At 73.8% G+C, this 23,830-nt stretch carries 20 protein-coding genes; 6 read left to right on the top strand and 14 right to left on the bottom strand.

All coding sequences use genetic code 11. From position 1 onward, the window contains the following. The first annotated feature begins 76 nt into the window (after positions 1-76). Positions 77-3,355 (top strand): lamin tail domain-containing protein, encoded by a 3,279-nt coding sequence (locus ACTMS0_RS10235; RefSeq protein WP_441155160.1) that lies wholly within the window; start codon positions 77-79, stop codon positions 3,353-3,355. Positions 3,356-3,392: 37 nt separating this feature from the next. Here the strand turns inward: ACTMS0_RS10235 and ACTMS0_RS10230 are convergent, their stop codons facing one another. The 6 genes from ACTMS0_RS10230 to ACTMS0_RS10205 all read right to left on the bottom strand — a co-directional run bounded on the left by ACTMS0_RS10230 (position 3,393) and on the right by ACTMS0_RS10205 (position 10,569). Continuing rightward, positions 3,393-3,896: a helix-turn-helix domain-containing protein gene (locus ACTMS0_RS10230; RefSeq protein WP_441154909.1), complete on the bottom strand. Its 504-nt coding sequence runs from the start codon at positions 3,894-3,896 to the stop codon at positions 3,393-3,395. Positions 3,897-4,834: 938 nt separating this feature from the next. Continuing rightward, positions 4,835-5,818, bottom strand: coding sequence for a porphobilinogen synthase (gene hemB / locus ACTMS0_RS10225; RefSeq protein ID WP_441154908.1), 984 nt, complete (start codon positions 5,816-5,818; stop codon positions 4,835-4,837). Positions 5,819-5,832: 14 nt separating this feature from the next. Continuing rightward, the gene (locus ACTMS0_RS10220; protein WP_441154907.1) at positions 5,833-7,413 is read right to left on the bottom strand and encodes a uroporphyrinogen-III synthase; all 1,581 of its coding nucleotides are present in this window, start codon (positions 7,411-7,413) and stop codon (positions 5,833-5,835) included. Continuing rightward, positions 7,410-8,381, bottom strand: a complete 972-nt coding sequence (gene hemC, locus ACTMS0_RS10215) for a hydroxymethylbilane synthase (protein ID WP_441154906.1) — start codon at positions 8,379-8,381, stop codon at positions 7,410-7,412. Before hemC ends, ACTMS0_RS10220 begins: the two co-directional genes overlap by 4 nt. Beyond that, positions 8,378-9,799, bottom strand: coding sequence for a glutamyl-tRNA reductase (locus ACTMS0_RS10210; protein WP_441154905.1), 1,422 nt, complete (start codon positions 9,797-9,799; stop codon positions 8,378-8,380). The genes hemC and ACTMS0_RS10210 overlap by 4 nt, the downstream gene beginning before the upstream one ends. Continuing rightward, positions 9,796-10,569: a redox-sensing transcriptional repressor Rex gene (locus tag ACTMS0_RS10205; RefSeq protein WP_441154904.1), complete on the bottom strand. Its 774-nt coding sequence runs from the start codon at positions 10,567-10,569 to the stop codon at positions 9,796-9,798. Before ACTMS0_RS10205 ends, ACTMS0_RS10210 begins: the two co-directional genes overlap by 4 nt. A gap of 368 nt (positions 10,570-10,937) precedes the next feature. Between ACTMS0_RS10205 and ACTMS0_RS10200 the strand changes: the two genes are divergently transcribed. Both ACTMS0_RS10200 and ACTMS0_RS10195 read left to right on the top strand, forming a co-directional pair. Next, the gene (locus tag ACTMS0_RS10200; RefSeq protein WP_441154903.1) at positions 10,938-12,242 is read left to right on the top strand and encodes a sensor histidine kinase; all 1,305 of its coding nucleotides are present in this window, start codon (positions 10,938-10,940) and stop codon (positions 12,240-12,242) included. 96 nt (positions 12,243-12,338) lie between these two features. Continuing rightward, positions 12,339-12,980, top strand: a complete 642-nt coding sequence (locus tag ACTMS0_RS10195; protein ID WP_441154902.1) for a response regulator transcription factor — start codon at positions 12,339-12,341, stop codon at positions 12,978-12,980. 105 nt (positions 12,981-13,085) lie between these two features. Here the strand turns inward: ACTMS0_RS10195 and ACTMS0_RS10190 are convergent, their stop codons facing one another. From ACTMS0_RS10190 to ACTMS0_RS10180, 3 genes are all read right to left on the bottom strand, one after another. Then, positions 13,086-13,733 (bottom strand): HAD family hydrolase, encoded by a 648-nt coding sequence (locus tag ACTMS0_RS10190; RefSeq protein WP_441154901.1) that lies wholly within the window; start codon positions 13,731-13,733, stop codon positions 13,086-13,088. A 61-nt stretch (positions 13,734-13,794) separates the two neighbouring features. After that, positions 13,795-14,046, bottom strand: coding sequence for a glutaredoxin family protein (locus ACTMS0_RS10185; RefSeq protein WP_441154900.1), 252 nt, complete (start codon positions 14,044-14,046; stop codon positions 13,795-13,797). Then, complete coding sequence (locus tag ACTMS0_RS10180) at positions 14,039-15,691, bottom strand: AMP-binding protein (protein ID WP_441154899.1); 1,653 nt, start codon at positions 15,689-15,691, stop codon at positions 14,039-14,041. The genes ACTMS0_RS10185 and ACTMS0_RS10180 overlap by 8 nt, the downstream gene beginning before the upstream one ends. Before the next feature lie 675 nt (positions 15,692-16,366). Between ACTMS0_RS10180 and ACTMS0_RS10175 the strand changes: the two genes are divergently transcribed. From ACTMS0_RS10175 to ACTMS0_RS10165, 3 genes are all read left to right on the top strand, one after another. After that, positions 16,367-17,308 carry an ECF subfamily RNA polymerase sigma factor, BldN family gene (locus ACTMS0_RS10175; RefSeq protein ID WP_441154898.1) on the top strand — a complete coding sequence of 314 codons (942 nt, stop codon included), beginning with the start codon at positions 16,367-16,369 and terminating at the stop codon, positions 17,306-17,308. Positions 17,309-17,583: 275 nt separating this feature from the next. Continuing rightward, entirely contained in the window at positions 17,584-18,465 is an 882-nt protein-coding gene (locus ACTMS0_RS10170) for a DUF5667 domain-containing protein (protein WP_441154897.1), read from the top strand. Between the two features lie 151 nt (positions 18,466-18,616). Next, positions 18,617-19,486: an HAD family hydrolase gene (locus tag ACTMS0_RS10165; RefSeq protein ID WP_441154896.1), complete on the top strand. Its 870-nt coding sequence runs from the start codon at positions 18,617-18,619 to the stop codon at positions 19,484-19,486. Positions 19,487-19,510: 24 nt separating this feature from the next. Here ACTMS0_RS10165 and ACTMS0_RS10160 read toward each other — a convergent pair whose 3' ends face one another. The 5 genes from ACTMS0_RS10160 to ACTMS0_RS10140 all read right to left on the bottom strand — a co-directional run bounded on the left by ACTMS0_RS10160 (position 19,511) and on the right by ACTMS0_RS10140 (position 23,789). Then, positions 19,511-20,770: an MFS transporter gene (locus ACTMS0_RS10160; RefSeq protein ID WP_441154895.1), complete on the bottom strand. Its 1,260-nt coding sequence runs from the start codon at positions 20,768-20,770 to the stop codon at positions 19,511-19,513. 93 nt (positions 20,771-20,863) lie between these two features. Then, complete coding sequence (locus ACTMS0_RS10155; protein ID WP_441155159.1) at positions 20,864-21,721, bottom strand: lysophospholipid acyltransferase family protein; 858 nt, start codon at positions 21,719-21,721, stop codon at positions 20,864-20,866. 350 nt (positions 21,722-22,071) lie between these two features. After that, positions 22,072-23,145, bottom strand: coding sequence for an NAD-dependent epimerase/dehydratase family protein (locus tag ACTMS0_RS10150; protein ID WP_441154894.1), 1,074 nt, complete (start codon positions 23,143-23,145; stop codon positions 22,072-22,074). A gap of 117 nt (positions 23,146-23,262) precedes the next feature. Then, the gene (locus tag ACTMS0_RS10145) at positions 23,263-23,364 is read right to left on the bottom strand and encodes a 30S ribosomal protein bS22 (protein ID WP_007465623.1); all 102 of its coding nucleotides are present in this window, start codon (positions 23,362-23,364) and stop codon (positions 23,263-23,265) included. Between the two features lie 215 nt (positions 23,365-23,579). Beyond that, positions 23,580-23,789 (bottom strand): helix-turn-helix domain-containing protein, encoded by a 210-nt coding sequence (locus tag ACTMS0_RS10140; protein WP_007465625.1) that lies wholly within the window; start codon positions 23,787-23,789, stop codon positions 23,580-23,582. Between the last annotated feature and the right edge of the window lie 41 nt (positions 23,790-23,830).

The following is a 23,830-nucleotide window of genomic DNA, read 5'->3' as shown; positions in this document are numbered from 1 at the left end:
TCCGTCGGGGGATGGACGGCGGTCAACAACGCCACTTAACGTGCGTTAGTTCATGTCCACCCACCGTGGAGGCCTCATGCGCCCGCGCCGCACACTCGCCGCGCTCGCGACCGCCACGGCCGCCGTCACCGTCACGGCGGTCGGGGTCGCACCCACCGCGGCCAGCGCCGCGCCCACCGACCTGTTCATCTCCGAGTACGTCGAAGGCTCGTCCAACAACAAGGCGATCGAGCTCTTCAACGGCACCGGCGCGCCGATCGACCTGGCCGCCGGCGGCTATCAGTTGCTGCTGTACTTCAACGGCTCCACCACGCCGACGGCCTTCCCGCTGACCGGCACGGTCGCGGCCGGTGACGTCCACGTCTTCGCCCAATCGTCGGCGAACGCGGCGATCCTCGCCCAGGCCGACCAGACCACCGGCGCCGGCCTGTTCAACGGCGACGACGCGGTCGTCCTCCGGCGCGGCGACACCGTGCTCGATTCGATCGGTCAGGTGGGTGTGGATCCGGGCACCGAGTGGGGCTCCGGGGCGACCAGCACCGCCGACAACACGCTGCGCCGCCTGGGCAGCGTCACGGCGGGCGACACCGATCCCGCCGACGCCTTCGACCCGGCCGCCCAGTGGGCCGGCTTCGCCGTCGACACGGTCGACGGGCTCGGCGCGCACACCGTCGACGGCGGCGGCCCGGTCGACGTGCCGGCCACCGTCACCTGCGGCGGCGCGCTCGTCACCCCGTCCGGCAGCGCGGCGACCCGCGAGGTCACCGCGACCGACCCGGACGACCGGATCGTCGACCTGGCCGTCACGTCGGTCACTCCGACGCCGGCCGCCGGCTCGATCAGCCGTACCGCCGTCACCCCCGCCGAGGCCGTCGGCGGCACCGCCCGGGCCACCGTCACCGCGAGCGCCGGCCTGGCCGCCGGGGCGTACTCCGTGGTCCTGACCGCGACCGACGCGGACGGCACCACCGCCACCTGCACGCTGGCCGTGCAGGTCACCCGGGAGCTGACCGTCGGCGAGGTGCAGGGCCCGACCACGGACGCCGAGTCCGGCCCGGCCGACCGTTCGCCGCTCGCGCCGGCCAGCGGCAACGGCACCAGCAGCACGCTGTACGACGTCCGCGGCGTGATCACCCAGCGCACCCTGGCCCGCGACTCGTCCGGCCGGGACCAGCACGGCTTCTTCCTCCAGAGCCGGTCCGACGCCACCGACGGCGACCCGACCAGCTCGGACGGAATCTTCGTCTTCATGGGCTCGTTCACGTCGCTCATCGGCGGCTACGTGCCGACCGTCGGCGACGAGGTGGTGCTGCGTGCCCGCGTCTCCGAGTTCTTCAACATGACCCAGCTCTCCAGCGCCTCCCTGGTCCGCAAGGTCGCCTCCGGCCTCGACGTGGCCAACGTGGTCACGGTGACCGACGCGGTCCCGCCGGTCGACCTGGCGGACGCGCAGCGCTTCTGGGAGCGGCACGAGGGCGCCCGGCTGCGGGTGCGGGCCGGCAGCGCGGCGGTCAGCGGGCGGAACGTCTTCGCCTCCACCGCCGACGCGGAGACGTTCGTCATCGACCGGGACGACCCGCTGCTCGACCGCGCCGACCCGTACGCCCGTCGGGTCTTCCGGGACACGCACCCGCTCGACAACGACCCGGCCCGCACCTTCGATGACGGCAACGGCCAGCGGATCATGCTCGGCAGCATGGGCGTCAAGGCCGTGGCCGGGGACAGCACGACGCTGCTGTCACCGGCGCACACCTTCGACACCCTGACCGGTGACGCGGTGGGCGGCCTCTACTACTCATTCGAGAAGTACGGCGTCCAGGTCGAGACGGCCGCCTTCGCCGAGGGGGCGGACCCGTCGAAGAACAACCCGCCGCAGCCGGCCAAGCGGTCGGAGGAGTTCGCGGTCGCGACGTACAACGTGGAGAACCTGTACGACTTCCGCGACGACCCGTTCGACGGCTGTGACTTCACCGGCAACGCCGGCTGCACCGGAGTGCGTCCGCCGTTCGACTACGTGCCCGGCAGCGAGGAGGAGTACCGGGAGCAGCTCGCCGCACTGGCCGACCAGATCACCACCGACCTGCACTCCCCCGACCTGATCCTCGTGCAGGAGGCGGAGGACCAGGACATCTGCACGGTCAGCGGCACCGAGCTGGTGTGCGGCACCACGAACGACGCCGACGGTGCGCCGGACACCCTCCAGGAGCTGGCGCTGACCATCGCCGGGAACGGTGGTCCCGCCTACGCGGCCGCGTACGACCGCACCGGCGCGGACGACCGGGGCATCACCGCGGCGTTCCTCTACCGCACCGACCGGGTCTCGCTGGCCGAGGCGACCGCCGACGACCCGCTGCTGGGCTCGTCGCCGACCGTTCAGTACCGGTCGGCGGGGCTGCCGTCCAACGCGGACGTGCAGAACCCGAAGGCCCTCAACGCGGTGCTCCCGTCCGACGTGGACACCTCGACCGGCAAGGACGGCGATGACGTCTTCACCCGGGCGCCGCAGCTCGGCAAGTTCACCGTGGCCGCCGCGCCCGGGTCGAGCGAGCGGTTCACGGTGTGGGCGGCGAGCAACCATTACTCGTCCGGTCCGGACAGCCGGGTCGGGCAGCGCCGGGAGCAGGCCGCGTATGGCGCCGCGATCGTGGCGGCCATCGAGGCGTCCGACCCGAACGCCCGGGTGGTGTACGGCGGGGACCTGAACGTCTTCCCGCGCCCCGACGACCCGATCGCGACCGGGGCGGACCCGACCCCGTCGGACCAGCTCGGCCCGCTGTACGAGGCGGGGCTGCGCAACCTCTGGGAGGACCTGCTGGCCGACGCTCCGTCGTCCGCGTACTCGTACAGTTTCGAGGGGCAGGCGCAGACGCTGGACCACCTGTTCGTGAACGAGGCGCTGCACGGCGACCTGGTGCAGATGCGCGCCGCGCACATCAACGCCGACTGGCCGGCCGAGCACGCCGGGGACGGCACGCGCGGCTCCAGCGACCACGACCCGCAGGTGGCCCGCTTCCGCTCCCGCGCGTCCCTGAGCGTGGCGGACGCGTCGGTGGTCGAGGGCGACCGGGGCACCACGCAGCTCGCCTTCACCGCCACCGTGTCCCGACCGCTCTCCCAGCCGGTCCTGGTCTGCGCCGCCACCTACGGCACGACCGCCCAGAGCGGCTCGGACTACGAGTCGTACGTCGGGTGCAAGACGCTGGCCGCCGGCCAGACGGCCCTCACGTTCCCGGTGACCGTGCGCGGTGACCGGAAGCGCGAGGCCGACGAGAAGCTGACGCTGCTCGTGGCCGGGGTGCCGGGGCTCCGCCTCGCCGACGCGCTGGGCACCGGCACGATCGTCAACGACGACTGACCCGTCACCGTCGATCGGCGGCCCGTCGGCCCGGCACTCACCGGACCGGCGGGCCGTCCTCGTCGTTCATGTCCGCCTCCAGCATCGCTCGGCGCCGGGCGCTGCGGAACACGTCGGGCGGAGGCGGGACGTTCCGGTACTTGGCCACGCGCACCTCCCACTGGCTGCGGCGCCGCAACGCGTCCCGGAGCACCCGACTGCGGTAGAAGGTCTCCGGCGGGCGCGCCAGCCCGTACATGTCCGCCCACCACTCACCCGGCTCGGGATCCAGGATGGTGTCGAGGTGGGACGGGTACCGACGCTCAGCACCGTCACGGATGTCGTCCCGGTCGCGCATCGGCCGCAGCACCCGCCCATCGCCGTCGACCACGGCCAGCCGGAATCCGGCCGCGCCGAGGACACGCTGGAGGAGCGCGAGGCTCGGCGTCAACCGCCCCGCCTCGATGCGACCGATCGTGGCGTGATGGACGCCCGCGTGCCGGGCCAACTCCCGCTGACTCCAGTCCGCCCGGCGCCGGGCGGCCCGAACGATTCCGACCACCGGCCACGCCTCATCGTCAGGACTGACCCGCCGGGTAGCCTCGGCTCCTGACGGCGCCTCGACTCCCGCCACTTCGTCGACTCCCGCCACTCCGTCGACTCCTGACGGCGCCTCGATTCTTGCGGGGGCCTCGCGTGCCACCTCGACTCGTGCGGCTTCCCTGCATGGCGCTGTCGCATCGCGTGGTTCGGCTGCCGCCGATTGACAGCCTCGTTTGAGCGAGGTCGCCGGAACAGGTCGCCCGCAGGGGTACGGCGAAGGCATGCCGTCACGGTCGCCGATGGGCGTCCCCTGCGCCACCCTGGTGGTCATCCCTGTGGATAACGGGACGCCCCTGTGGACAACGCGCGGTCCGCAAGCGGCCGGGGCTGGCAGCCCTCGAAGCCCCCCTCCCGACTTGGAACTCCCCGCGACACCGGCTTGGATAACTAACAGTTACGAGGCCCCTCGATGCCGACAATCACTCTCCGCACTCGGCCTCCGCGGTCCCCGTCCGCCCGGCGCTGGCTCCAGCACACCGCTGACCAGGCAATTCGCACCTGGCACCCACAGCGACACAGACCCCCACTCGCAGCCTTTGCTCTGCACCCCAATCCGCACCAGCAACTGTCCGTGAGTGGTGCGGATAGAGGTGCAGAGCAAAGGCTGCGAAGGTGAGTGCGGGGTGCCGGTCGCCCAGTCACGGACGGTCACCGACGGTGCGTCGGTCGCCGGGTAGAGAGTTGATGGCGGGGCTGCGAGCTTGCGCCCGCCCCGGTCGCTCTTCATAGGTCAGGTGTCGCCCCGGCCTCCGTGGCGCGGCCCGCCGCCCACTTCCAAGGCGGGAGATGGCGACCTGCTGAGCATCTGGTGGCTACCTCAGCAGCTCGCGTTTCCACCGCCCGAGGAGGGGCGCCGGCCGGCGGCTGGGCCCGCCCTGCCGACCGTGCGGACGATGGTCAGTAGCGCTCGCGCAGCAGCTGGGCGGCCTCGACTGCCCAGTAGGTGAGGATGATCTGCGCGCCGGCGCGGCGGATCGAGGTGAGCGTCTCCAGCATCACCCGCTCGCGGTCGATCCAGCCGTTCGCGGCGGCCGCCTCGACCATCGCGTACTCGCCGGAGACCTGGTAGGCCGCGACCGGGACGTCCACCGCGGCTCGGACCGCCGCGACCACGTCGAGGTACGGCAGCGCCGGCTTGACCATCACCATGTCGGCGCCCTCGGCGACGTCCAGCTCGACCTCGCGCAGCGACTCCCGCAGGTTCGCCGGGTCCTGCTGGTAGGTGCGGCGGTCGCCCTCCAGCGCCGACTCCACCGCATCCCGGAACGGTCCGTAGAAGGCCGAGGCGTACTTCACGGCGTACGCGAGGATGCTCACGTCCTGGTGCCCGGCGGCGTCCAGGGCCCGGCGGACCACGCCGACCTGGCCGTCCATCATGCCGGACGGCCCGACCACGTGGACCCCGGCGGCGGCCTGGGCCACCGCCATCTCGCCGTACGCGGCGAGGGTGGCGTCGTTGTCCACCCCGCCGTCGGGGGTGAGCAGGCCGCAGTGCCCGTGCGAGGCGAACTCGTCCAGGCAGAGGTCGCTCATCACGACCGTGGCGTCGCCCACCTCCGAGATCACGTCCCGGATGGCGACGTTGAGGATGCCGTTCGGGTCGATCCCGCCCGAGCCGCGCTCGTCCCGCGACTCCGGCACCCCGAAGAGCATGATCCCGCCGACCCCGGCCTGGACCGCCTCGACGGCGGCCTTGCGCAGCGAGTCCCGGGAGTGCTGGAGCACCCCCGGGAGCGACGCCACGGCCCGCGGCTCGGTCAGCCCCTCCTTGACGAACATCGGCAGGACCAGTTCGGCCGGGTCGACGCGGGTCTCGGAGACCAGCCGTCGCACGGCGGCGTTGCGGCGCAGCCGGCGGGGCCGGATCTCGGGGTACGGCACGGGAGCCTCCAGGGTCAGCGGAACCTCAGGGCGGTCGGCCCCTGCACCTTCGAACCGCGCCGCTGCTTCGCCGGCATCGCGGCGAGCTTCTCGCGCAGCTCGACGGCGTAGGCGGCCAGCGCCTCCACCAGGTCGGGCACCGAGGCGTGCTGAGGCTGCACGTCGACCCGCAGGCCGAACTCCGTGGCGGTCTCCGCCGTCTTGGGCCCGATGACAGCAACAACGGTACGCGCGTGCGGCTTCCCCGCGATGCCGACCAGGTTCCGGACGGTGGACGAGGAGGTGAAGAGGACCGCGTCGAACCCGCCCGACTTGATGGCGTCGCGGATCTCGGCCGGCGGCGGCGCCGCCCGGACCGTCCGGTACGCGGTCACGTCGTCGACCTCCCAGCCGCGCTCGGTGAGCCCGGCGGCGAGCGTCTCGGTGGCGATGTCGGCGCGCGGCAGCAGCACCCGGCCGACCGGGTCGAGGACCTCGTCGTGCGGCGAGAACTCGGCCAGCAGGCCCTCCGAGGACTGCTCCCCGGACGGGATCAGCTCCGGCTGGATGCCGAACGCGCGGACGGCGTCGGCGGTCGCCTCACCGATGCAGGCGATCTTGACGCCGCCGAAGTGCCGGGCGTCGAGACCGTGCTCGGCGAACTTCTCCCACACCGCGCGGACCGCGTTCACCGAGGTGAAGATCACCCAGGCGTACCGGCCGTCGACCAGGCCCTTGACCGCCCGCTCCATCTGGGCGGGGGTGCGCGGCGGCTCGACCGCGATGGTCGGCACCTCGCAGGGGATGGCGCCGTACGCCCGCAGCCGCGCGCTCATCGCGCCGGCCTGCTCCTTGGTCCGGGGGACGAGCACCTTCCAGCCGTACAGCGGGCGGTTCTCCCACCAGCTGAGCTTGTCCCGCTGGCCGACGCCGTCGCCGACGGTGAGCACGACCCGGCCGGTGAAGCCGAGCGCCGCCGCGACGAAGGAGTCAACGATCGACGTGGTGGTGTACTGCGTCTCGCCGGTGCCGTCGCCGGTCACCCCCACGGCGGTGCCGCCGTCGACCCCGGCCGCGAGCAGCCCGTCCCGGACGGCGGCGAGGTCGCCCGCGTCAACCGCGAGCGCCAGCGAGCCGCGGGTGACGGCCGCGGCCAGCGCGTCGAAGTCCAGCGTGGTGACGTCCTCGGCGTCGGCCACCGTACGGACGCCCGGCAGCGGCACGCCCGCGTAGGTCGCCACACCCTCGGCCTGCCCGACGCCCGGGACCACCTCGAAGTGCGCGGCGGTACGCGCCACCGCCTGCACCTCCTTGACCACCGACTCGTGGCCGAACGGGTCCCCGGCGACCAGGTGCACCGCGTTCAGCCCGGAACGGGCCGCCGAGATCAGCACCTTCGCCACGTCACCCGGCGCGCCTTCGGCCGGGGTGAACTGGGCGTCCTCCTTCGCCTCCGCGCGGACGACGTCGAGTAGCGACTCGGGGACTCCCCGGTCGTACACCACCTGGTCGGCGTCGACCAGGGCGTCGTGCGCCCGGCGGGTCAGCAGGCCCGGGTCGCCGGGACCGGCCCCGACGAACGCGATACGGCCGACGGGCTTACGGGTGCGGGTCATTCTGTGCTCCCAAATTGCTGGGTCCCCGGGCCGGTGTGTCCTTCCTGGCCGAGGATCGAGTCGGCGCCGAGGTCGAGGAGGTCGGCGGCGAGTGCCTTACCGATCTCCGCCGCGTCGGCGGGCGTTCCGGTGCGGGACAGCCGGAGGTCACGGGCGCCGTCCGGGCTGATCACCGCCCCGCGCAGGTAGATCTCATCACCGGAGTCGCCCTCGGCGAGTTCGGCGTAGGCGGCGACCGGTGCGCTGCACCCGGCCTCCAGGGTGGCCAGCAGCGCCCGCTCCGCGACGACCGCGGCGCGGGACGGTGCGTGGTCGAGCACGGCGAGCAACTCGACCAGGTCCGGGTCGTCGATCCGGCACTCCACGGCCAGCGCCCCCTGGGCGGGCGCGGGCAGCATCAGCATCGGGTCGAGCGTCTCGGTGATCACGTCGGTCCGGGCCAGCCGGGCGAGCCCGGCCCGGGCCAGGACGACGGCGTCCAGGTCGGCGTCGGGGCCGAGCACCCGCGCCAGGCGGGTGTCGACGTTCCCCCGGATCGGCTGGACCTCCAGCTGCAGCCCGAGCGCGTGCAGCTGGGCGATCCGGCGTAGCGCACCGGTGCCGATCCGCGCGCCGGGCGGCAGCTCGGCGAGCGTACGGCCGCCCCGGGCGACGAGCGCGTCACGCGGGTCCTGCCGGGGTGGGATCGCCGCGATGTGCAGCCCAGGGGCCGCCGCGGTGGGCAGATCCTTGTACGAGTGCACCGCGAAGTCGATGGTGCGGGCGGCGAGGGCGTCGCGCAGCGCGGACACGAACACGCCGACACCGAGCCGGTGCACCGGGGCGTTCGAGCGGTCGCCGGCGGTCACCACCTCGACCAGCTCGACGGGGCGGCCGGTGGCGGCGGTCAGCGCCTCGGCGACATGCCCGGACTGGGCCATCGCCAGGGCGCTGCCCCGGGTGCCGAGGCGCAGGGGGGCGGTGCTCATCGCTCACCTCCGGTGGGTGGGACGTCGGCGGCGCCGCCGAACGGCGGGAGGCCTGCGGTGTCGCCGAGCGGAAGCCCGGCGGTGCCGCCGAACGGCGGGACGGCCTCGGGCTCCACCACGTCGGGGACGGTGTCGACCGGTGAGGTCTGCGGCACCTGGAGGTCGAACAGCTCGCGCAGCAGGGCCGCGTACTGGTCACCACCGGGTTCGGCGGCGAGCTGACGGACCCGCACGGTCGGCTGGTGCAGCAGGCGCTGGACGACGCGGTGCACCGTCCGGGCCACCTCGGCGCGCTGGTCGTCGGTGAGGTCGGGGCGGCGCTGGGCGAGCCGGCGCAGCTCGGCGCTGACCACGTCGTCGGCGCGGCCCCGCAGGGCGGCCACGGTCGGCGCGACGTCGGCGCCCCGCAGCCAGGTGAGGAAGGCGTCGACCTCGCCGACGACGATCCGCTCCACGGCGGCGGCGTCGGCGGCGGCCGGGCCGTCGGCGATCAGCGTGGCCATCCGGTCGATGTCGATCACCTCGACGCCGGGCAGCTCGGCGACGCCGGGCTCGACGTCGCGCGGGACGGCCAGGTCGAGCAGGACCAGCGGGCCGCGGGCCGGGTCCCGGTCGGCGAGCGCCCGGGTCACGACCTCGCGGGTGAGGACCGGCTCGGTGGCGGCGGTGGCGGCCACGACGACGTCCACCGTGGCGAGCGTCGTGGTCAGCTCGGCCATCGGCGCGGCGGCGGCGCCGTACGACTCGGCCAGCCGGACCGCCCGGTCGGCACCGCGGTTGGTCACGGTGACCGGCCCGGCGCCCAGCCGGGAGAGGGTCGCCACGCCCAGCGAGCCCATGGCCCCCGCCCCGACGACCAGTGCCGGACGGCCGGTCAGGTCGCCGTCGAGATGCTCGGCGGCGAGGTCGAGCGCGGCGGTGACCACGCTCTGCCCGGCCCGGTCGATGCCGGTCTCGGAGTGGGCGCGCTTGCCCACCCGCAGCGCCTGCTGCATCAGCTCGTGCAGCAGTCGGCCGGTGGTGTCGGCGCCGGACGCCCAGTGGTACGCGTCACGGAGCTGGCCGAGGATCTGCGCCTCGCCCACGACCATCGAGTCCAGGCCGGTGGCGACCCGGAAGACGTGGTCGACGGCGGCGGCGTCGAAGTGCACGTACAGGTGGTTGGCGAGCGCCGCCGGCTGGCAGCCGGCCTGCTCGGCCAGGACGGCGCAGATGTCGCCCAGACCGCCGTGGAAGCCGGACACGGCGGCGTAGACCTCCACCCGGTTGCAGGTGGAGACGAGTACGGCCTCGGTGACGTACGGCTGCGCGACCAGCCGGTCCAGGGTGCGGGTGAGATCGGCGGGCGCGACCGCGAGCTGCTCCAGTGTCGCGACCGGAGCGGTGCGGTAGGACGCACCGACGACGAGCAGTTTCACGTGCCGATCGCCTCCTGGGGGTCGGCGGCCGCGAGGCCGCCGGGCAGGGCGGTGAGGGTGGACCCGCCGGTGGTGGCGGGGATCGCGGTCAGGGACGCCTTGCGGTGCTCGTGGAAGGACAGAATCTGCAGCTCGATGGCGAGGTCGACCTTGCGCACGTCGACGCCGTCCGGGACCGAGAGTACGCAGGGCGCGAAGTTCAGGATGCTCGTCACACCGGCGGCGACCAGCTGGTCGGCGACCCGCTGCGCGGCAGCGGCGGGCGTGGCGATCACGCCGATCGCGATCGACTCCTCGGCGGCGATCCGGGGCAGCTCGTCGACGTGCCGGACGACCAGGCCGTTGATCTCCTCGCCGACGCGCGACGGGTCGGCGTCGAAGAGCGCGGCGATGCGGAAGCCGCGGGTGGCGAAGCCGTCGTAACCGGCCAGGGCGTGACCGAGATTACCCACGCCGACCAGGGCGACCGACCGCCGATGGGTGAGCCCGAGCACGTACTCGATCTGGTCGATCAGCAGGGCCACGTCGTAGCCCACGCCCCGGGTGCCGTACGACCCCAGGTGCGACAGGTCCTTGCGGAGCTTGGCCGAGTTCACCCCGACGGCGCTGGCCAGCCCCTCGCTCGACACCGTCTCGTGGCCGGTTTCGGCAAGGTTGTGCAGGGCGCGGAGGTACTCGGGGAGCCGGGCGACGGTCGCCTCGGGCAGGTCCGGCAGCGCGGGGACGGCGCCGGGGCGGCCGGGCGCGCCTGGGTGACGGTGCTGACTCATGAGACTCCGTGCGGTGCGATCCTGGGCCAACTCCGCCGGTCGGCCGCTTCGGGACTCCCGCTGGCGACCGAGGTTGCCGGCTGTGCTAGCAGGGCGCGTCGGAACTACAGGGTAGGCGCTTGTGAAGACACGCACAAATCGCGATCTTGGTCGCGCGCGACGCGGCTCCACCAGGCCCTCCATTCCGCAAGATCGATCCGGCGGCCTCCGCCGGCGCCGCCCGCCGATTATTGCTCAATTGCGACTTCTCTGACCAATCGCGCGCGGGCGCGTCACGTACCGGAACCGACCGGGGTAGGGCCAGCCCCACCCTCCGGAGGCCGGTGTACGGGATGGGCCGGACCGCCGCCGGCCCATAGCCTCGCTGCATGACCGCCGTACCAGTGGGCGCCGCACCGACCCGCGCCACGCCCGTCCACAGCCTCGCCCGTCAGGTCCTGCGCGACTCGGGCTACGTGCTGTTCGGCCTGCCGCTCGCGCTGGCCGGCTTCGTGCTGGCCGTGGCCGGGATCTCACTCACCGCCGGCCTGCTGGTCACCACGCTCGGTCTGCCGGTCCTCGCCGGCACCCTCTACGCGGCGCGGGCGCTGGCCGACCTCGAACGGCTCCGGCTCCCCGCCGTGCTGCACCTGCCCCGGGTCCGCCCGGACTACCTGACCCCCGCGCCGGACGCGCGCTTCTGGCGCCGCGTCGTGGTGCCGATGCGCGACCTCCAGTCCTGGCTCGACCTGCTGCACGCCTTCGGCAAGCTGCTCGTGGCGCTGCCGACCTTCGTCGTGCTGATCGTCTGGTGGGCGGTGGGTGTCGCCGGCACCCTCTACGGGGCGTACGACTGGGCGATCCCCCGCGGCCCGGACGACCAGGACCTGAGCCAGCTCCTCGGGATGGGCGACGGCGCCGGCGCGCGGATCGTCCTGAACACCGCCATCGGCGTGTTCTGCCTGTTCACACTGCCGCTGGTGGCCCGTGCCTGCGCCCGGCTCCAGGCCGGCCTGGCCCGCTCCCTGCTGACCGGTGTCGCCGAGATGCGCAACCGGATCACCACCCTCGAGGAGCAGAAGCGCGCGGCGGTGTCCGCCGAGGCGATCGCGCTGCGCCGGTTGGAGCGCGACATCCACGACGGGCCGCAGCAGCGCCTGGTCCGGCTCGCGATGGACCTCAGCCGGGCCCGCGAGCAACTCGCGTCCGACCCGGAGGCGGCCCGCCGGACGCTGGACGAGGCGGTCGGCCAGACCCGGGAGACTCTCGCCGAGTTGCGCGCCCTGTCCCGGGGCATCGCGCCGCCCATCCTGGTCGACCGGGGCCTGCCCAGCGCCCTCGCCGCGCTGGCCGGGCGCGGGCTGATCCCGATCGAGCTGCGGGTCGACCCGGCTCTCGGCGGGCCCGGCGGTCGGCTCGACCCGGCGGTCGAGAGCACGGCGTACTTCGTCGTCGCCGAGGCGCTCACCAACGTGGCCAAGCACAGCCGGGCCACCGAGTGCCGCGTCATCGTGGAGCGGAACGGCCCGCTGCTGCGGGTCGGCGTGCAGGACGACGGCGAGGGCGGCGCACACCTGGCCAAGGGCCACGGGTTGGCCGGCATCGCCGACCGCGTCCGGGCGGCCGGCGGCCGGCTCACCGTGACCAGCCCGGCCGGTGGTCCCACCGAGGTACGCGCGGACCTTCCGCGGTGAGCGCGGCGGCTGCCGCCAAGCGCCGGGCCGACCCCTCCCAGGGCGGCCGGGCGCGGGGCGGCCGGGCGCGCGGCCGACGTGGTAGACAACACAGCCATGCGGATCGTGATCGCCGACGACGCCGTCCTGCTCCGGGAGGGGCTGGTCCGGCTGCTCACCGAGCGCGGGCACCAGGTGGTGGCCGCCGTCGCCGACGGTGACGCCCTCGTGGCGGCGGTGGTGGCCCACCGCCCGGACGTGTCGATCGTCGACGTCCGGATGCCCCCGTCGCACACCGACGAGGGGCTGCGGGCCGCTGTGGAGGGCCGCCGGCTGGTGCCCCGGACCCCGATCCTGGTGCTGTCCCAGTACGTCGAGGTGTCGTACGCCGAGGACCTGCTCGCCACCGGCGCCGGGATCGGCTACCTGCTGAAGGACCGGGTGGCCGCGATCGGCGAGTTCCTCGACGCGCTGGAGCGGGTCGCCGGTGGCGGCACGGTGCTCGACCCGGAGGTGATCGGTCAGCTCTTCGCCCGGCGCCGCCGCGACGACCCGCTGCGCAACCTGACACCGCGGGAGCGGGAGGTGCTCGCCCTGATGGCCGAGGGCCATTCCAACACCGCGATCGCCCGCACGCTGGTGGTGACGGACGGTGCGGTGGAAAAGCACGTCCGCAACATCTTCACCAAGCTCGACCTGCCCCCCGACACGGAGCAGCACCGCCGCGTCCGCGCCGTCCTGACCTACCTCCGCACCTGAGATCCCGCCACTGAACCCCGTTGATCATGAAGTTAGCGGCACCGGAGGAGATCCACATCGCCGTCAACCTCATGATCAACGCGGGAAAAGGGGGCGGGGGGCGCGTTACAGGGTGCGGGCCAGGGTTACCGCTTCCGTCAGCGTGTCGGCCACCGGGTGGCCGGAGGCCTTGAGGCGGATGGGGTCGGTGAAGCCGCCGGTGTAGAGGACCGCACGGCCGCCCACCGAGAGGGCGGCGTCGGCGTCGTCGAGGGAGTCGCCGATCAGCACCACGTCCCGGCCGTCGACCCCCAGCTCGGCCAGGTGCCGGGCCAGCGACTCGGCCTTCCGGTCACCGCCGACCGTCGCCCGCAGCCCGTCGACCCGCAGGAAACGGCCGGTCAGTCCGTACGTGTGGACGGCCGGCACCAACTCGTCGTGGAACCACATGGACAGCAGCGACTGCCCACCCGCCCAGGACGACATCGCCTCGACCGCGTCGTGCGCCAGCGCGCAGGTGGTCAAGCCGTCCCGGTACGCGTCGTGGAAGATCCGGTCGAGCCGACCGAACGCCTCGTCGTCGACCGCCTGCCCGAGCACCTCCGCGTAGTACTCCGCGATCGGCCGGCGGAACCGGACCCGGTGCTCGTCGGCGGTGACCGCCGGCCCGCCGACGCTGGCGAAGACCGCGTTGGTGGACGCCACGACCAGGTCCAGGTCGTTGAGCAGGGTGCCGTTCCAGTCCCACACCAGGTGGGGGTGCGCGGGGGTCATCGCCGCACCCTATCCGGCCGGCGGCGGCCCTCGCCCGTCCGCAGCCGGCGACCGGCAGCGGTCAGAGCTGCGGGGTGGTGAGGTCGCGCAGCAGCCGGTCCTCCTCGACGCGCCAGTAGCCGTGCTCCTTGCCGTCGAGCAGCACCACCGGCAACCGGTCGCCGTACTCCCGCTCCAGCTCGATGTCGCCGGTGACATCCTTCTCGATCCACTGGTCCCCGGTGACCGCCACCACCCGGTCCAGCGCCGCCTTCGCGTCCTCGCAGAGGTGACAGCCCGGCCGGGTGATCAGGGTGAGGCGGGGTTCACGCATCGGTCTCCTCCGTCGTGCCGGCCGGGACCGGCGGGTGGCTGGCCGGCGCCGCCGGGACCGGCGTCGCGGGCTTCGCCCCGGCCGGTGGCCGGAGCAGCGTCTTGCGGACCTTCCCGATCGCCGAGTGCGGCAACTCGTCGACGAACTCGACGGCGGTCGGGCACTTGAACCGGGCGAGGTTGCGGGCGCAGTGAGCGAGCAGGTCCTCCACCGTCACCTCCCGCCCCGGCTCCGGCACCACGTACGCCTGGACAGTCTCGCCGGTCCGCGGGTGCGGCACACCCAGTACCGCCGACTCGGCCACGCCGGGGTACGCGGCGAGCACCAGCTCCACCTCGTGCGGGTAGACGTTGAATCCGTTGACCAGGATCAGCTCGCCGATCCGGTCCACCAGGAACAGGTCGCCGTCGTCGTCGGCGTACGCCACGTCCCCGGTTGCCCACCAGCCCTCGGCGTCGGGCCCGCCCCGCCCGTCCGGCCAGTAGCCGGAGAACACGTTGGCCCCGCGCACCACGATCTGGCCGGGATCGGTGCCGGGGGCGGTGTCGGCGATGTCCAGCTCGTCGGCGTCGTCGTCGGGCACGGCCACGCCGTCCCGCCACAGGTCGGTGCCGTCCGGCGCGACCAGACGCAGCTCCACACCGGGCAGCGGGCGGCCGATCGAGCCGGGCTTCGGCTCCCCGCCCACGAGGGTGGAGGTGAGCACCGGAGCGGTCTCCGTCAGCCCGTACCCGATGTGCACCGGAAGCCCGGTGACCTCGCTGAAGCGCGCCGCGACGGCCGGCTCCAGCGGCGCCGCGCCGCAGACCGCGACCCGCACCGACGCCAGCGCCGCGGCGGCGGCCCCGGCGTCCGCCGTGGACCAGGCCGCGATCATCGACGGTACGCCGACCAGCACGGTCACGCGGTGCCGGGCGATCTCCGCCAGGCCCGCGTCGCCGCCAAGGTCGTCGACGAGCACCCCGGTCGCCCCATGGTGGACGACCGCGCCGAGCCCGGAGTTGAGCCCGTACGCGTGGAACAGCGGCAACGCGAGCAGCAGGGTGTCGTCCGGGCCCACGACGGTTGGCTCGATGCGGTCCACCTGCTCGTGGTTGGCGGCCAGCGCGCGGTGCGACAGCATCGCCCCCTTCGGCCGCCCCTCGGTGCCGGAGGTGTAGAGCAGCACCGCCAGGTCGTCCCCGCTCCGGGCGGGGAAGGCGCCGCCGCCGTCCGCCGTCGGCGGCGCGGTGTGCACGGCGGCGAGTGCCGGCAGGTCACCGGCCACCTCGGCGACCCGGTCGCGCACCGGCGCGGTGCCGATCAGCACGGACGCGCCGGAGTCCGCCAGTACGTGGGCCAGCTCGCGGACGGTGAAGGCGGGGTTGACCGGCACCGCGACCAGGCCGGCGCGGAGCGTGGCCAGGTAACTGACCACGAAGTCCGGCGTGTTGCCGAGCGCGATCGCGACCCGGGGCGGGTGCCGGTCGCCGCTGACCGCCTGGGCGGCCAGCGCGTGCGCGACGGCGGTCACCGCGGCGTCCAGTTCGGACCAGGTCAGGGTCTCTCCGCGCCAGTGCAGCGCGGGGCGGTCGCCGTGGGCGACGGCCGCCCGGCGGAGCCGGTCGGCGAGGGTCGACGCGGTGCTTCCTGTTGCGTCCTGCACGGTCGCTGAGTCTGGCACAGAGCGGGACGGCCGGCCACGCCGGAACGGGCTCCCACGCCGTACGTCGGAGCGCCAGACAGCCCCGGGCGGGTGCCGGGCGGGCCGCGCCGAGGACGGGAGCGACCGGCCGGGATCGACGTGGGCCGGCACGTTCCATTGACCGCCCTCGACGGTTACGTGCCTGGTCCCGCCGACGGGACCGACGGCCGGCACCAGCTGTGACGCCTCCGGTCCCGTCGACAGGACACACCGAAACCGGCCGACACACCGACCCACCCTCAGCCGACCGGGTCGAGCGGGCCGCCGACCCGGCTCGCCACAACGCCATCCACCTGGGAATCCACTGCGGACCAGCGGCAAATCCGAAAGTCAACCGCACACGACGGACAACCGGTCCGCCATTCGTGCGACACAGCGGGAAATACTTCGGCCCTGTGTAACGGACTTGCCACGCGCGGGTGACGTTGGCCCTATCATCACTCGGGTCGGCTCACCCCATTTGCCGTGAGTCGACACCCCTCAGCCCGAGGAGGCCCCCGTGCCCGTGAGCGCATTGGACCAGCACCTCAAGGGGATCTGCCGCCCGTCGGCACACCCCCGACCCGCCCTGCCCGACCCCCGCGTACCCGGCGCACCGGGCACGCGGCGCGTGACCGGCGGGACGGAGGTGGCCCGATGACGACCTTCGGCTACGCGGACCGCCCGCTCGGTCTGACCGGTCCGGCCCCACGCCCCGCGACGAACGAGCGACCGGCCGCCCGGGGCGCGGTGGAGGACACCGGCAGCCTCGCCACCCGTGGCGACGGCACGTCGAGCCGCCTGCGGGACCGACCGCACCACAACGAGCCGGCGCCGAGACCGGCGACGCCGGGCGGGAACGCCAAACCGATCGGCGGCCGGGTCGCGACACCGGCCCGCCCGACCATGCCGGTACAGGGCCGACGTGCCGCCGACCCGCCGGCCACAGCCGACCCGTCCACCACGGAGACCGCGGTGCTGCCGGTAGTGCCCGCCACCACGACCGGCTTCCCGAGCCGCCCCGACCCGTCCGACCCGGCCACCGAGGTCTGGGCGCTGGTCGAGCGGGCACAGGCCGGCGAGGCCGAGGCCTTCGGTCTGATCTACGACCGGTACGTCGACACGGTCTTCCGGTTCGTCTACTTCCGCGTGGGCAACCGCCAGCTGGCGGAGGACCTCACATCCGACACCTTCCTGCGCGCGCTCAAGCGGATCGGCAGCTTCACCTGGCAGGGCCGGGACCTCGGGGCGTGGCTGGTGACGATCGCCCGCAACCTCGTCGCGGACCACTTCAAGTCCGGCCGGTACCGGCTGGAGGTGACCACCGGAGACGTCCTGGACGCCGACCGCGAGGACCGGGGGCCGGAGGGCAGCCCGGAGGCGGCGGTGGTCGAGCACATCACCAACGTCGCTCTGCTCGGCGCCGTCAAGCGACTCAACCCGGAGCAGCAGGAATGCATCGTGCTCCGCTTCCTCCAGGGCTTCTCGGTGGCGGAGACGGCGCGGGCCATGGGCAAGAACGAGGGTGCGATCAAGGCGCTGCAGTACCGCGCGGTCCGCGCGCTGGCGCGGTTGCTGCCCGACGGCTTCCAACCGTGACCCAGCGGGCGGCCGAGGGACGTCGAGGCAGCTCGGCGCGGAGGCCGTCGGGTGATACGCATCACTTTCCGTGATTTCTGCCCTGTTCGCCCCGTAACCCATGCCCTGCGCGGCGCGTTTCTCCGGGTGCGACCGTTGGCAGTCCCGGCATCCCCCCGGGTTCCTCAGGTCCGGCGACGCCGCCGGCACGAGCCTTCCCGTGGTGTCCCGCCGTCACCGGTCGTCGGCGACGACCGCGGCCGACCGGCCGTGACCAGCGAGAGGAGGTGCCAGCGGTGGACAGCGACCTCTTCTCCCGTCGGCGCGCGGAGCGCTTCGCTCAGCTTCTCGACGAGGCCAACGGCGGGCGGCGGCACCACGTACGGTCCCGCGCGGACGACCAGCTCGCCGCCCTCGTCGCGGTCGGGCAGCGGCTCAGCGCCGCCCCGCCGGCGATCGAGGTGGACACGGAGTTCCGTACCGGCCTGCGGGCGATGCTGCTGGCCACCGCCGAGCGCGAGGGCATCGGCGCAGCCGCCGCCGACACCGCCTCCGGGCGGGCGACGCGCCGCACGAGAGCCAGCCGTCCGGCACTGCTGCCGGCGGTCACCGCACGACGGGCCCGCGCCCGTGGCGCCATCCTGGTCGGCATCGCGGCCGGCGCCGTGGCCCTGTCCGGCATCTCGGCCGCCAGTGAGAACGCCGTGCCGGGTGACGCCCTCTACGGCATGAAGCGCTCCACCGAGCGCGCCCAGCTCGCGCTCACCAGCTCGGACGTGAGCCGCGGGCAGCTCTTCCTGGACTTCGCCCGTACCCGCCTAGGCGAGGCCGCGGAGCTCCGGGGCGACCGGGCCGGCTACAGCGGCGTCCTGGACGACATGGACGCCGACACCCGCCAGGGCGTACGCCTGTTGACCGGTGCCGCCGTGCAGCGGTCCGACCCGGCGGCGCTGGACACGGTCAACACCTTCGTCACCGCGCAGCGGCAGGCGGTGAGCGGCCTGCTCGACGAGGGGACGCGCGCCGAGCGGGACCGGACCCGCCGCTCGCTCGCCCTGCTGGACTCGGTCCGCAAGCGCTCGGACGCGCTGCGCGCCGCCATCGCGTGCGGCCTGCCCGCCCCGGTCGGCAGCGACGCCCTCGGCCCGGCCCCGGCCACCTGCCCCGCCGACCGATAGGGCCGGCTCGACCGGCAGGGGCCGCGGCGCGACACCGGCCCTGAGGGCCGTCCGCGCCACAATTGTCCGGAGGACCGCCCGCCCCTGGCCGGGCGTCCGGCTACCCTCGCGAGGTGGCGCACGGCGCGCCGGTCGAGCGGAGGGAGGGCGCGTGGTCCGCAGCCGTAAGGTGACGGTCAGCACCGACGCCCACGGTCACACCTCCGGCTGGGCGGAGGCGGACGCCCCGCCCCCCGCGCCCGATCCGACCGCGGCCGCCTTCTTCGACGTGGACAACACGATGATGCAGGGTGCCTCGATCTACTGGTTCGCCCGTGGGCTGGCCGCGCGCAACTACTTCACCACCGGCGACCTGCTCCGGTTCGCCTGGCAACAGCTGCGGTTCCGGGTTCTTGCCACCGAGCACGCGGGCGACATGTCCCAGGCCAAGGAGACCGCGCTCGCCTTCATCGAGGGCTGGCGGGTGGACGACGTGGAGCGGCTCGCCGAGGAGATCTTCGACGAGCTGATGGCCCCCCGGATCTGGGCCGGCACCCGCCGGCTCGCCCAGCGCCACCTCGACGCCGGCGAGCGGGTCTGGCTGGTCAGCGCGGCACCGGTGGAGATCGGCCGGATCATCGCCGCCCGGCTCGGCCTGACCGGCGCCATCGGCACCGTGGCCGAGGTGGTCGACGGGGCGTACACGGGGCGGCTGGTCGGCGACCTGATGCACGGGCCGGCGAAGGCCGAGGCGGTCACCCAGCTCGCCGCGGTGGAGGGCCTGGACCTGTCCCGCTGCACCGCGTACAGCGACTCGTCCAACGACCTGCCGATGCTGAGCACGGTCGGTCGTGGCGTCGCGGTCAACCCGGACGGCAGCCTGCTGCGGGAGGCCCGGCAGCGCGGCTGGGAGGTGCGGGACTTCCGCACCGGACGCCGCGCGGCGAAGATCGCCGTCCCGTCGACGGCCGCCGCCGGGCTCGTCGCCGGGGCCGTCACCGCGGGCCTTGCCCTGCACCGCCGGCGCCAGCGCGTGTCCTGAACTCCGGCCGGGGCTCCCCGACCGTCAGGCGGCCGGGACGGTGGACACCGGTGCCGGCTCGTCGCTGTGCGCGATCCGGGTGAACTCCCGCCACAGCAGGACGACGAGGACCGCCGAGCCGGCGAACGCGAACCAGAACGGCCCGGTCACCCCGAACGGGGTGACCAGCAGACCGCCGATCGCCGAGCCGGCGACCAGGCCGCCGTAGGTGCTGATGGTGTTGATGCTGTTGACCCGGCCCTGGAGGTCGGTGGGGACGGCCCGCTGCCGGATGGTGAGCGAGGTGGTGCCCCAGACGAACGCGTGCGCGCCGAAGACGAACAGGACCGCCGAGGCGAGCCACGGTGAGGTCGTGGCGGCGAGCGCGAGGTGGGTGAGGGTCTCGATGACCAGCCCCGCCCGCATGATGTTGCCGAGGCTCACCCGGCGGGTCAGCCACCCGTACATGATGGTGCCGAGCAGCCCGCCGACCGCCGTCACGGTGCTGAGCAGGCCGAAGCCGACGGCACCCAGGTCGAGGCGGTCGCTCGCGTAGAGCACGAGGACCGACCAGGCCGCGCCGTAGGTGATGTTGAAGACAAGGATGGTGAGGCAGAGCGTCCGGACGGCCGGATGACGGACGGTCCAGCGGAGTCCTTCCACGATGTCCCGCCGCACACTGCGGGTCGCCTCCGTCGGGGCCGGGTCGCGGGCCGGTAGCGACACCCGGGACACCAGCAGCAGACCGGCTGCCGCGAGAACGGCCTCGGTGGCGAAGGGCCAGGACCGGCCGGCCGCGAACAACGCCGCACCGATCGCCGGGCCGGCCAACTGGTTGAGCGTGATGAACCCGGCCAGGACGCGCGCGTTGGCGATCGCCAGGTCCTCCCGCCGCACCAGCATGGGCGTCAGGGTTCCGGTGGTGTTGTCGGCGAAGACCTCGGCGGTGGCGATCAGTCCCAGCGCCAGCAGCGCGCCGAACACGGAGACCCGGTCGGCCACCAGCGCCAGGGCCAGCACGCCCAGGACGACGACCCGAACGGCGTTCGCCACGATCACGATCCGGCGCCGGTCGAGCCGATCGGAGAGCACACCGGCGTACAGGCCGAACAGCATGGGCGGGGCCCACCGCAGCAGCGCCGCCAGCGACACCAGGAACGGGTTGTCGGTCAGCGACGCGACCAGCAGCGGTCCGGCCGCGACCGCCACCCCGTCGCCGAGGTTCGTCGCCCACGACGACGCCAGCAACCAGCGGAAACTTCTCCCCAACCGGGCCGGTACGACGGCCTCGACCACCCTGCTCACAAACCCAGGACCGTACGACCTCCCGGGGCGGGACCGCACCTGCATTACCGGCGGCGTAACCAGCCTCCCAGGGGCCGAACGGATCCGGCCGGCTCAGGGGCCGAACGGGTCCGGTCGGCGTTCCAGGAGCTTGTGCAGAGCCTGCTGGACGGTCTCCCGCACCTGGTCGGCGAGGTTGAACACCACCAGCGGGTCGTCGGCCGAGTCGGTCAGGTGGGCGGTGGGGATCGGCGGGCAGAACTCGATCAGCCACTTGCTCGGCAGCGGCACCATGCCCAGCGGGCCGAGCCACGGGAAGGTCGGCGTGATGGGGAAGTACGGAAGCTTGAGCAGCCGCGCGAGCGGCTTGACGTCGGCGAGCATCGGGTAGATCTCCTCGCCCCCGACGATCGCCACCGGCACGATCGGCGTCCCGGTCCGCAGCGCCGCCGACACGAAGCCGCCCCGGCCGAAGCGTTGCAGCTTGTAGCGCTCCGCGTACAGCTTGCCGATGCCCTTGAAGCCCTCGGGGAAGACGCCGACCAGCTCACCGGCACCGAGCAGGCGCTCCGCGTCCGGGTTGCACGCCACCGTGCCGCCCGTCTTGCGGGCGATCTCCGACACCACCGGCATCCGGAAGACCAGGTCCGCGCCGAGCAGGCGGAGGAACCGGTGCGCCGGGTGCCGGTCGTGCAGCACGGCCGAGAGGATCAGCGCGTCCAGGGCGACGGTGCCGGAGTGGTTGCCGACGACGAGGCCGGCGCCCTCGGCGGGCACGTTCTCCAGGCCGCTGACCTCGGTGCGGAACCAGTCCCGGTAGAGCAGCCGCAGCAGCGGATGGAACACCGCCTCGGTGATCTGCGGGTCGAAGCCGAACTCGTCGACCTCGTACTCACCGGCGAGCCGTCGCCGCAGGAACGCCAGGCCGTTGGCCACCTTGCGGTCCCAGTGGTCGCCCGGCCGGTCCGGCACCGCCGGCCCGTCCGGCCCGGCCCGCTCGGCGGCACCCGTAGTCGCGGCCCCGGGCTCGCCCGGGTCGTCGGTCGCCGCCGTGTCCGGCTCGTCCGCCGCCACGGGCTCGTCCGTCGCCGCCGTGTCCAGCTCGTCCGGCACGGCCACCGGCTCGTCAGTCGCGGCCGTGTCCAGCTCGGCCGCCGCCGCCACGGGCTCGTCCGTCGCCGCCGTGTCCAGCTCGTCCGGCACCGCCACCGGCTCGGCCGCCGCGACCCGTCGGTGCCCGTTGGCCCGCGCCGGGTGCGGCACGGCCAGCGGTACGTCGTACCGGCCGTCGCCGCCGGCGGGCTCGCGCCGCGGCCGGGCGGTCACGACCGCTCCCGGGCGGCGGCACGGACCTGCCGGATCCCGTCCAGCACCAGCCGCTCGGCGGCGGCGAGCTGGTCCCGGGTCACCACGGCTCCGCCGTGGTGTGCGCGGATGAAGTCGTCGAACGCGGCGGCGGTGGAGCGCGGGGTGAAGCCGTACTCCCGCTCCAGCCGGCCGGTGTCGACGACCCGGCCGTGCACGAAGAGGTCGACCTGGTCGAGCCCGATGCGGCCGAAGCCGAGGCTGCGGGCGAGCGCCGCGGCCCCGGACAGGCCCGGTTCGAGGACCGGCATCGCGACGCGGCCGGCCCGCCGGATCGCCTGCGAGAGGGCCAGCACGCCGGGACCGGCGACGTTGTACGTGCCGGGATGGTCCTCGACGATCGACCGGTGCAGCACCTCCAGCGCGTCGTCGAAGTGCAGGAACTGCAACCGCGGGTCGCGGCCGAAGACGGTGGGCACCACCGGCTGCGAGAAGTAGCGGGTCAGCGTGGTGTCGGCGGTCGAGCCGATGAACGGCGCGAAGCGCAGGACGGTGGCGGTCACGTCGGGCCGGCGGCGGCGGAAACCTCGCACGTACCCCTCGATGTCCAGGATGTCGCGGCCGAAACCACCGCGCGGCACCTCGCGCGGCTCGGTCTCCTCGGTGAAGACGGCCGGGTCGCGGAACGAGGCCCCGTACGCGGCGGTCGACGAGCGGACGACGAGCTTGCGCAGCCGGGGAGCGCGCTGGGCGGCGGCGAGCAGCTGCATCGTGCCGATGACGTTCTGCTCCTTCATGGCCGCCCGGCCGCCGTGCTGCGGGTCCGGTGCGCTGACCAGCGCAAGGTGCACGACGGCGTCCACGTCGAGGTCGGTGAGCAGGCCACCGATCGAGCCGGCGTCCACGCGGACGCGCTCGACCCGGTCCAGCAGGTCGGTCAACTCCGCGCCGGACTCCGACGGGTCGACACCGATGACGCGTTCGATCCGCGGGTCGGCGGCGAGCCGGGCCGCGACGTGGGCGCCGAGGTACCGGCTCACCCCGGTCACGACGACGACCCCCGGAGCACCAGGGGTGCCACCGGGGGTCATGTCTCACACCTCCCCCGGCAGGCGGGATCGAGCCGGGACGTCCACGGCCTGATCACCTGAGCCTCCGAGGGTCGACTGTTGGCGGGTGACGAGGTGCCGGGTCAGGCCCGGCACCGGTCACTTGCCGAGACGGCGACGCTGGACGCGGGTCTTGCGCAGCAGCTTGCGGTGCTTCTTCTTAGCCATGCGCTTGCGGCGCTTCTTGACCACCGAGCCCATACGACAGCCTTTCGATGCAACGTGCGGGGCGGACCGGATGACGTCACGGGTGACGCCGGCGACCGCTTGCGGACAACGGACCGGACCAGCGGGACGGGCGGCAGAGCGCACCTGCGGTCACGGTCGGGGTCCAGGGTAGCCGCAGAGCCTCAGCAGGGCCAACGCGGCCCCTCGATGCCCGTCACGCCGGCTGGTCCGTCCGCCCCGGCGGCGGCTCAGGCGGTTTCTTGAAAGGCGCCGCGCAGGTACTCGTGCACGGCGTGCTCGGGAACGCGGAACGACCGGCCGACCCGGACCGCGGTGAGTTCACCGCTGTGCACCAGGCGGTAGACCGTCATCTTCGACACCCGCATGACCGTCGCCACCTCGGCGACGGTCAGGAACTTGACCTCCGACAGCCGACCGTCGGACTGCGACCCGGCCATGGCTCACCGACCCATCCCATGCCCGGCGCGTCCCATCCGGC

The sequence above is a fragment of the Micromonospora sp. H33 genome, from assembly GCF_052068455.1.
Taxonomy (GTDB): Bacteria; Actinomycetota; Actinomycetes; order Mycobacteriales; family Micromonosporaceae; genus Micromonospora.
This window is presented reverse-complemented; position numbering and strand designations above follow the sequence as displayed.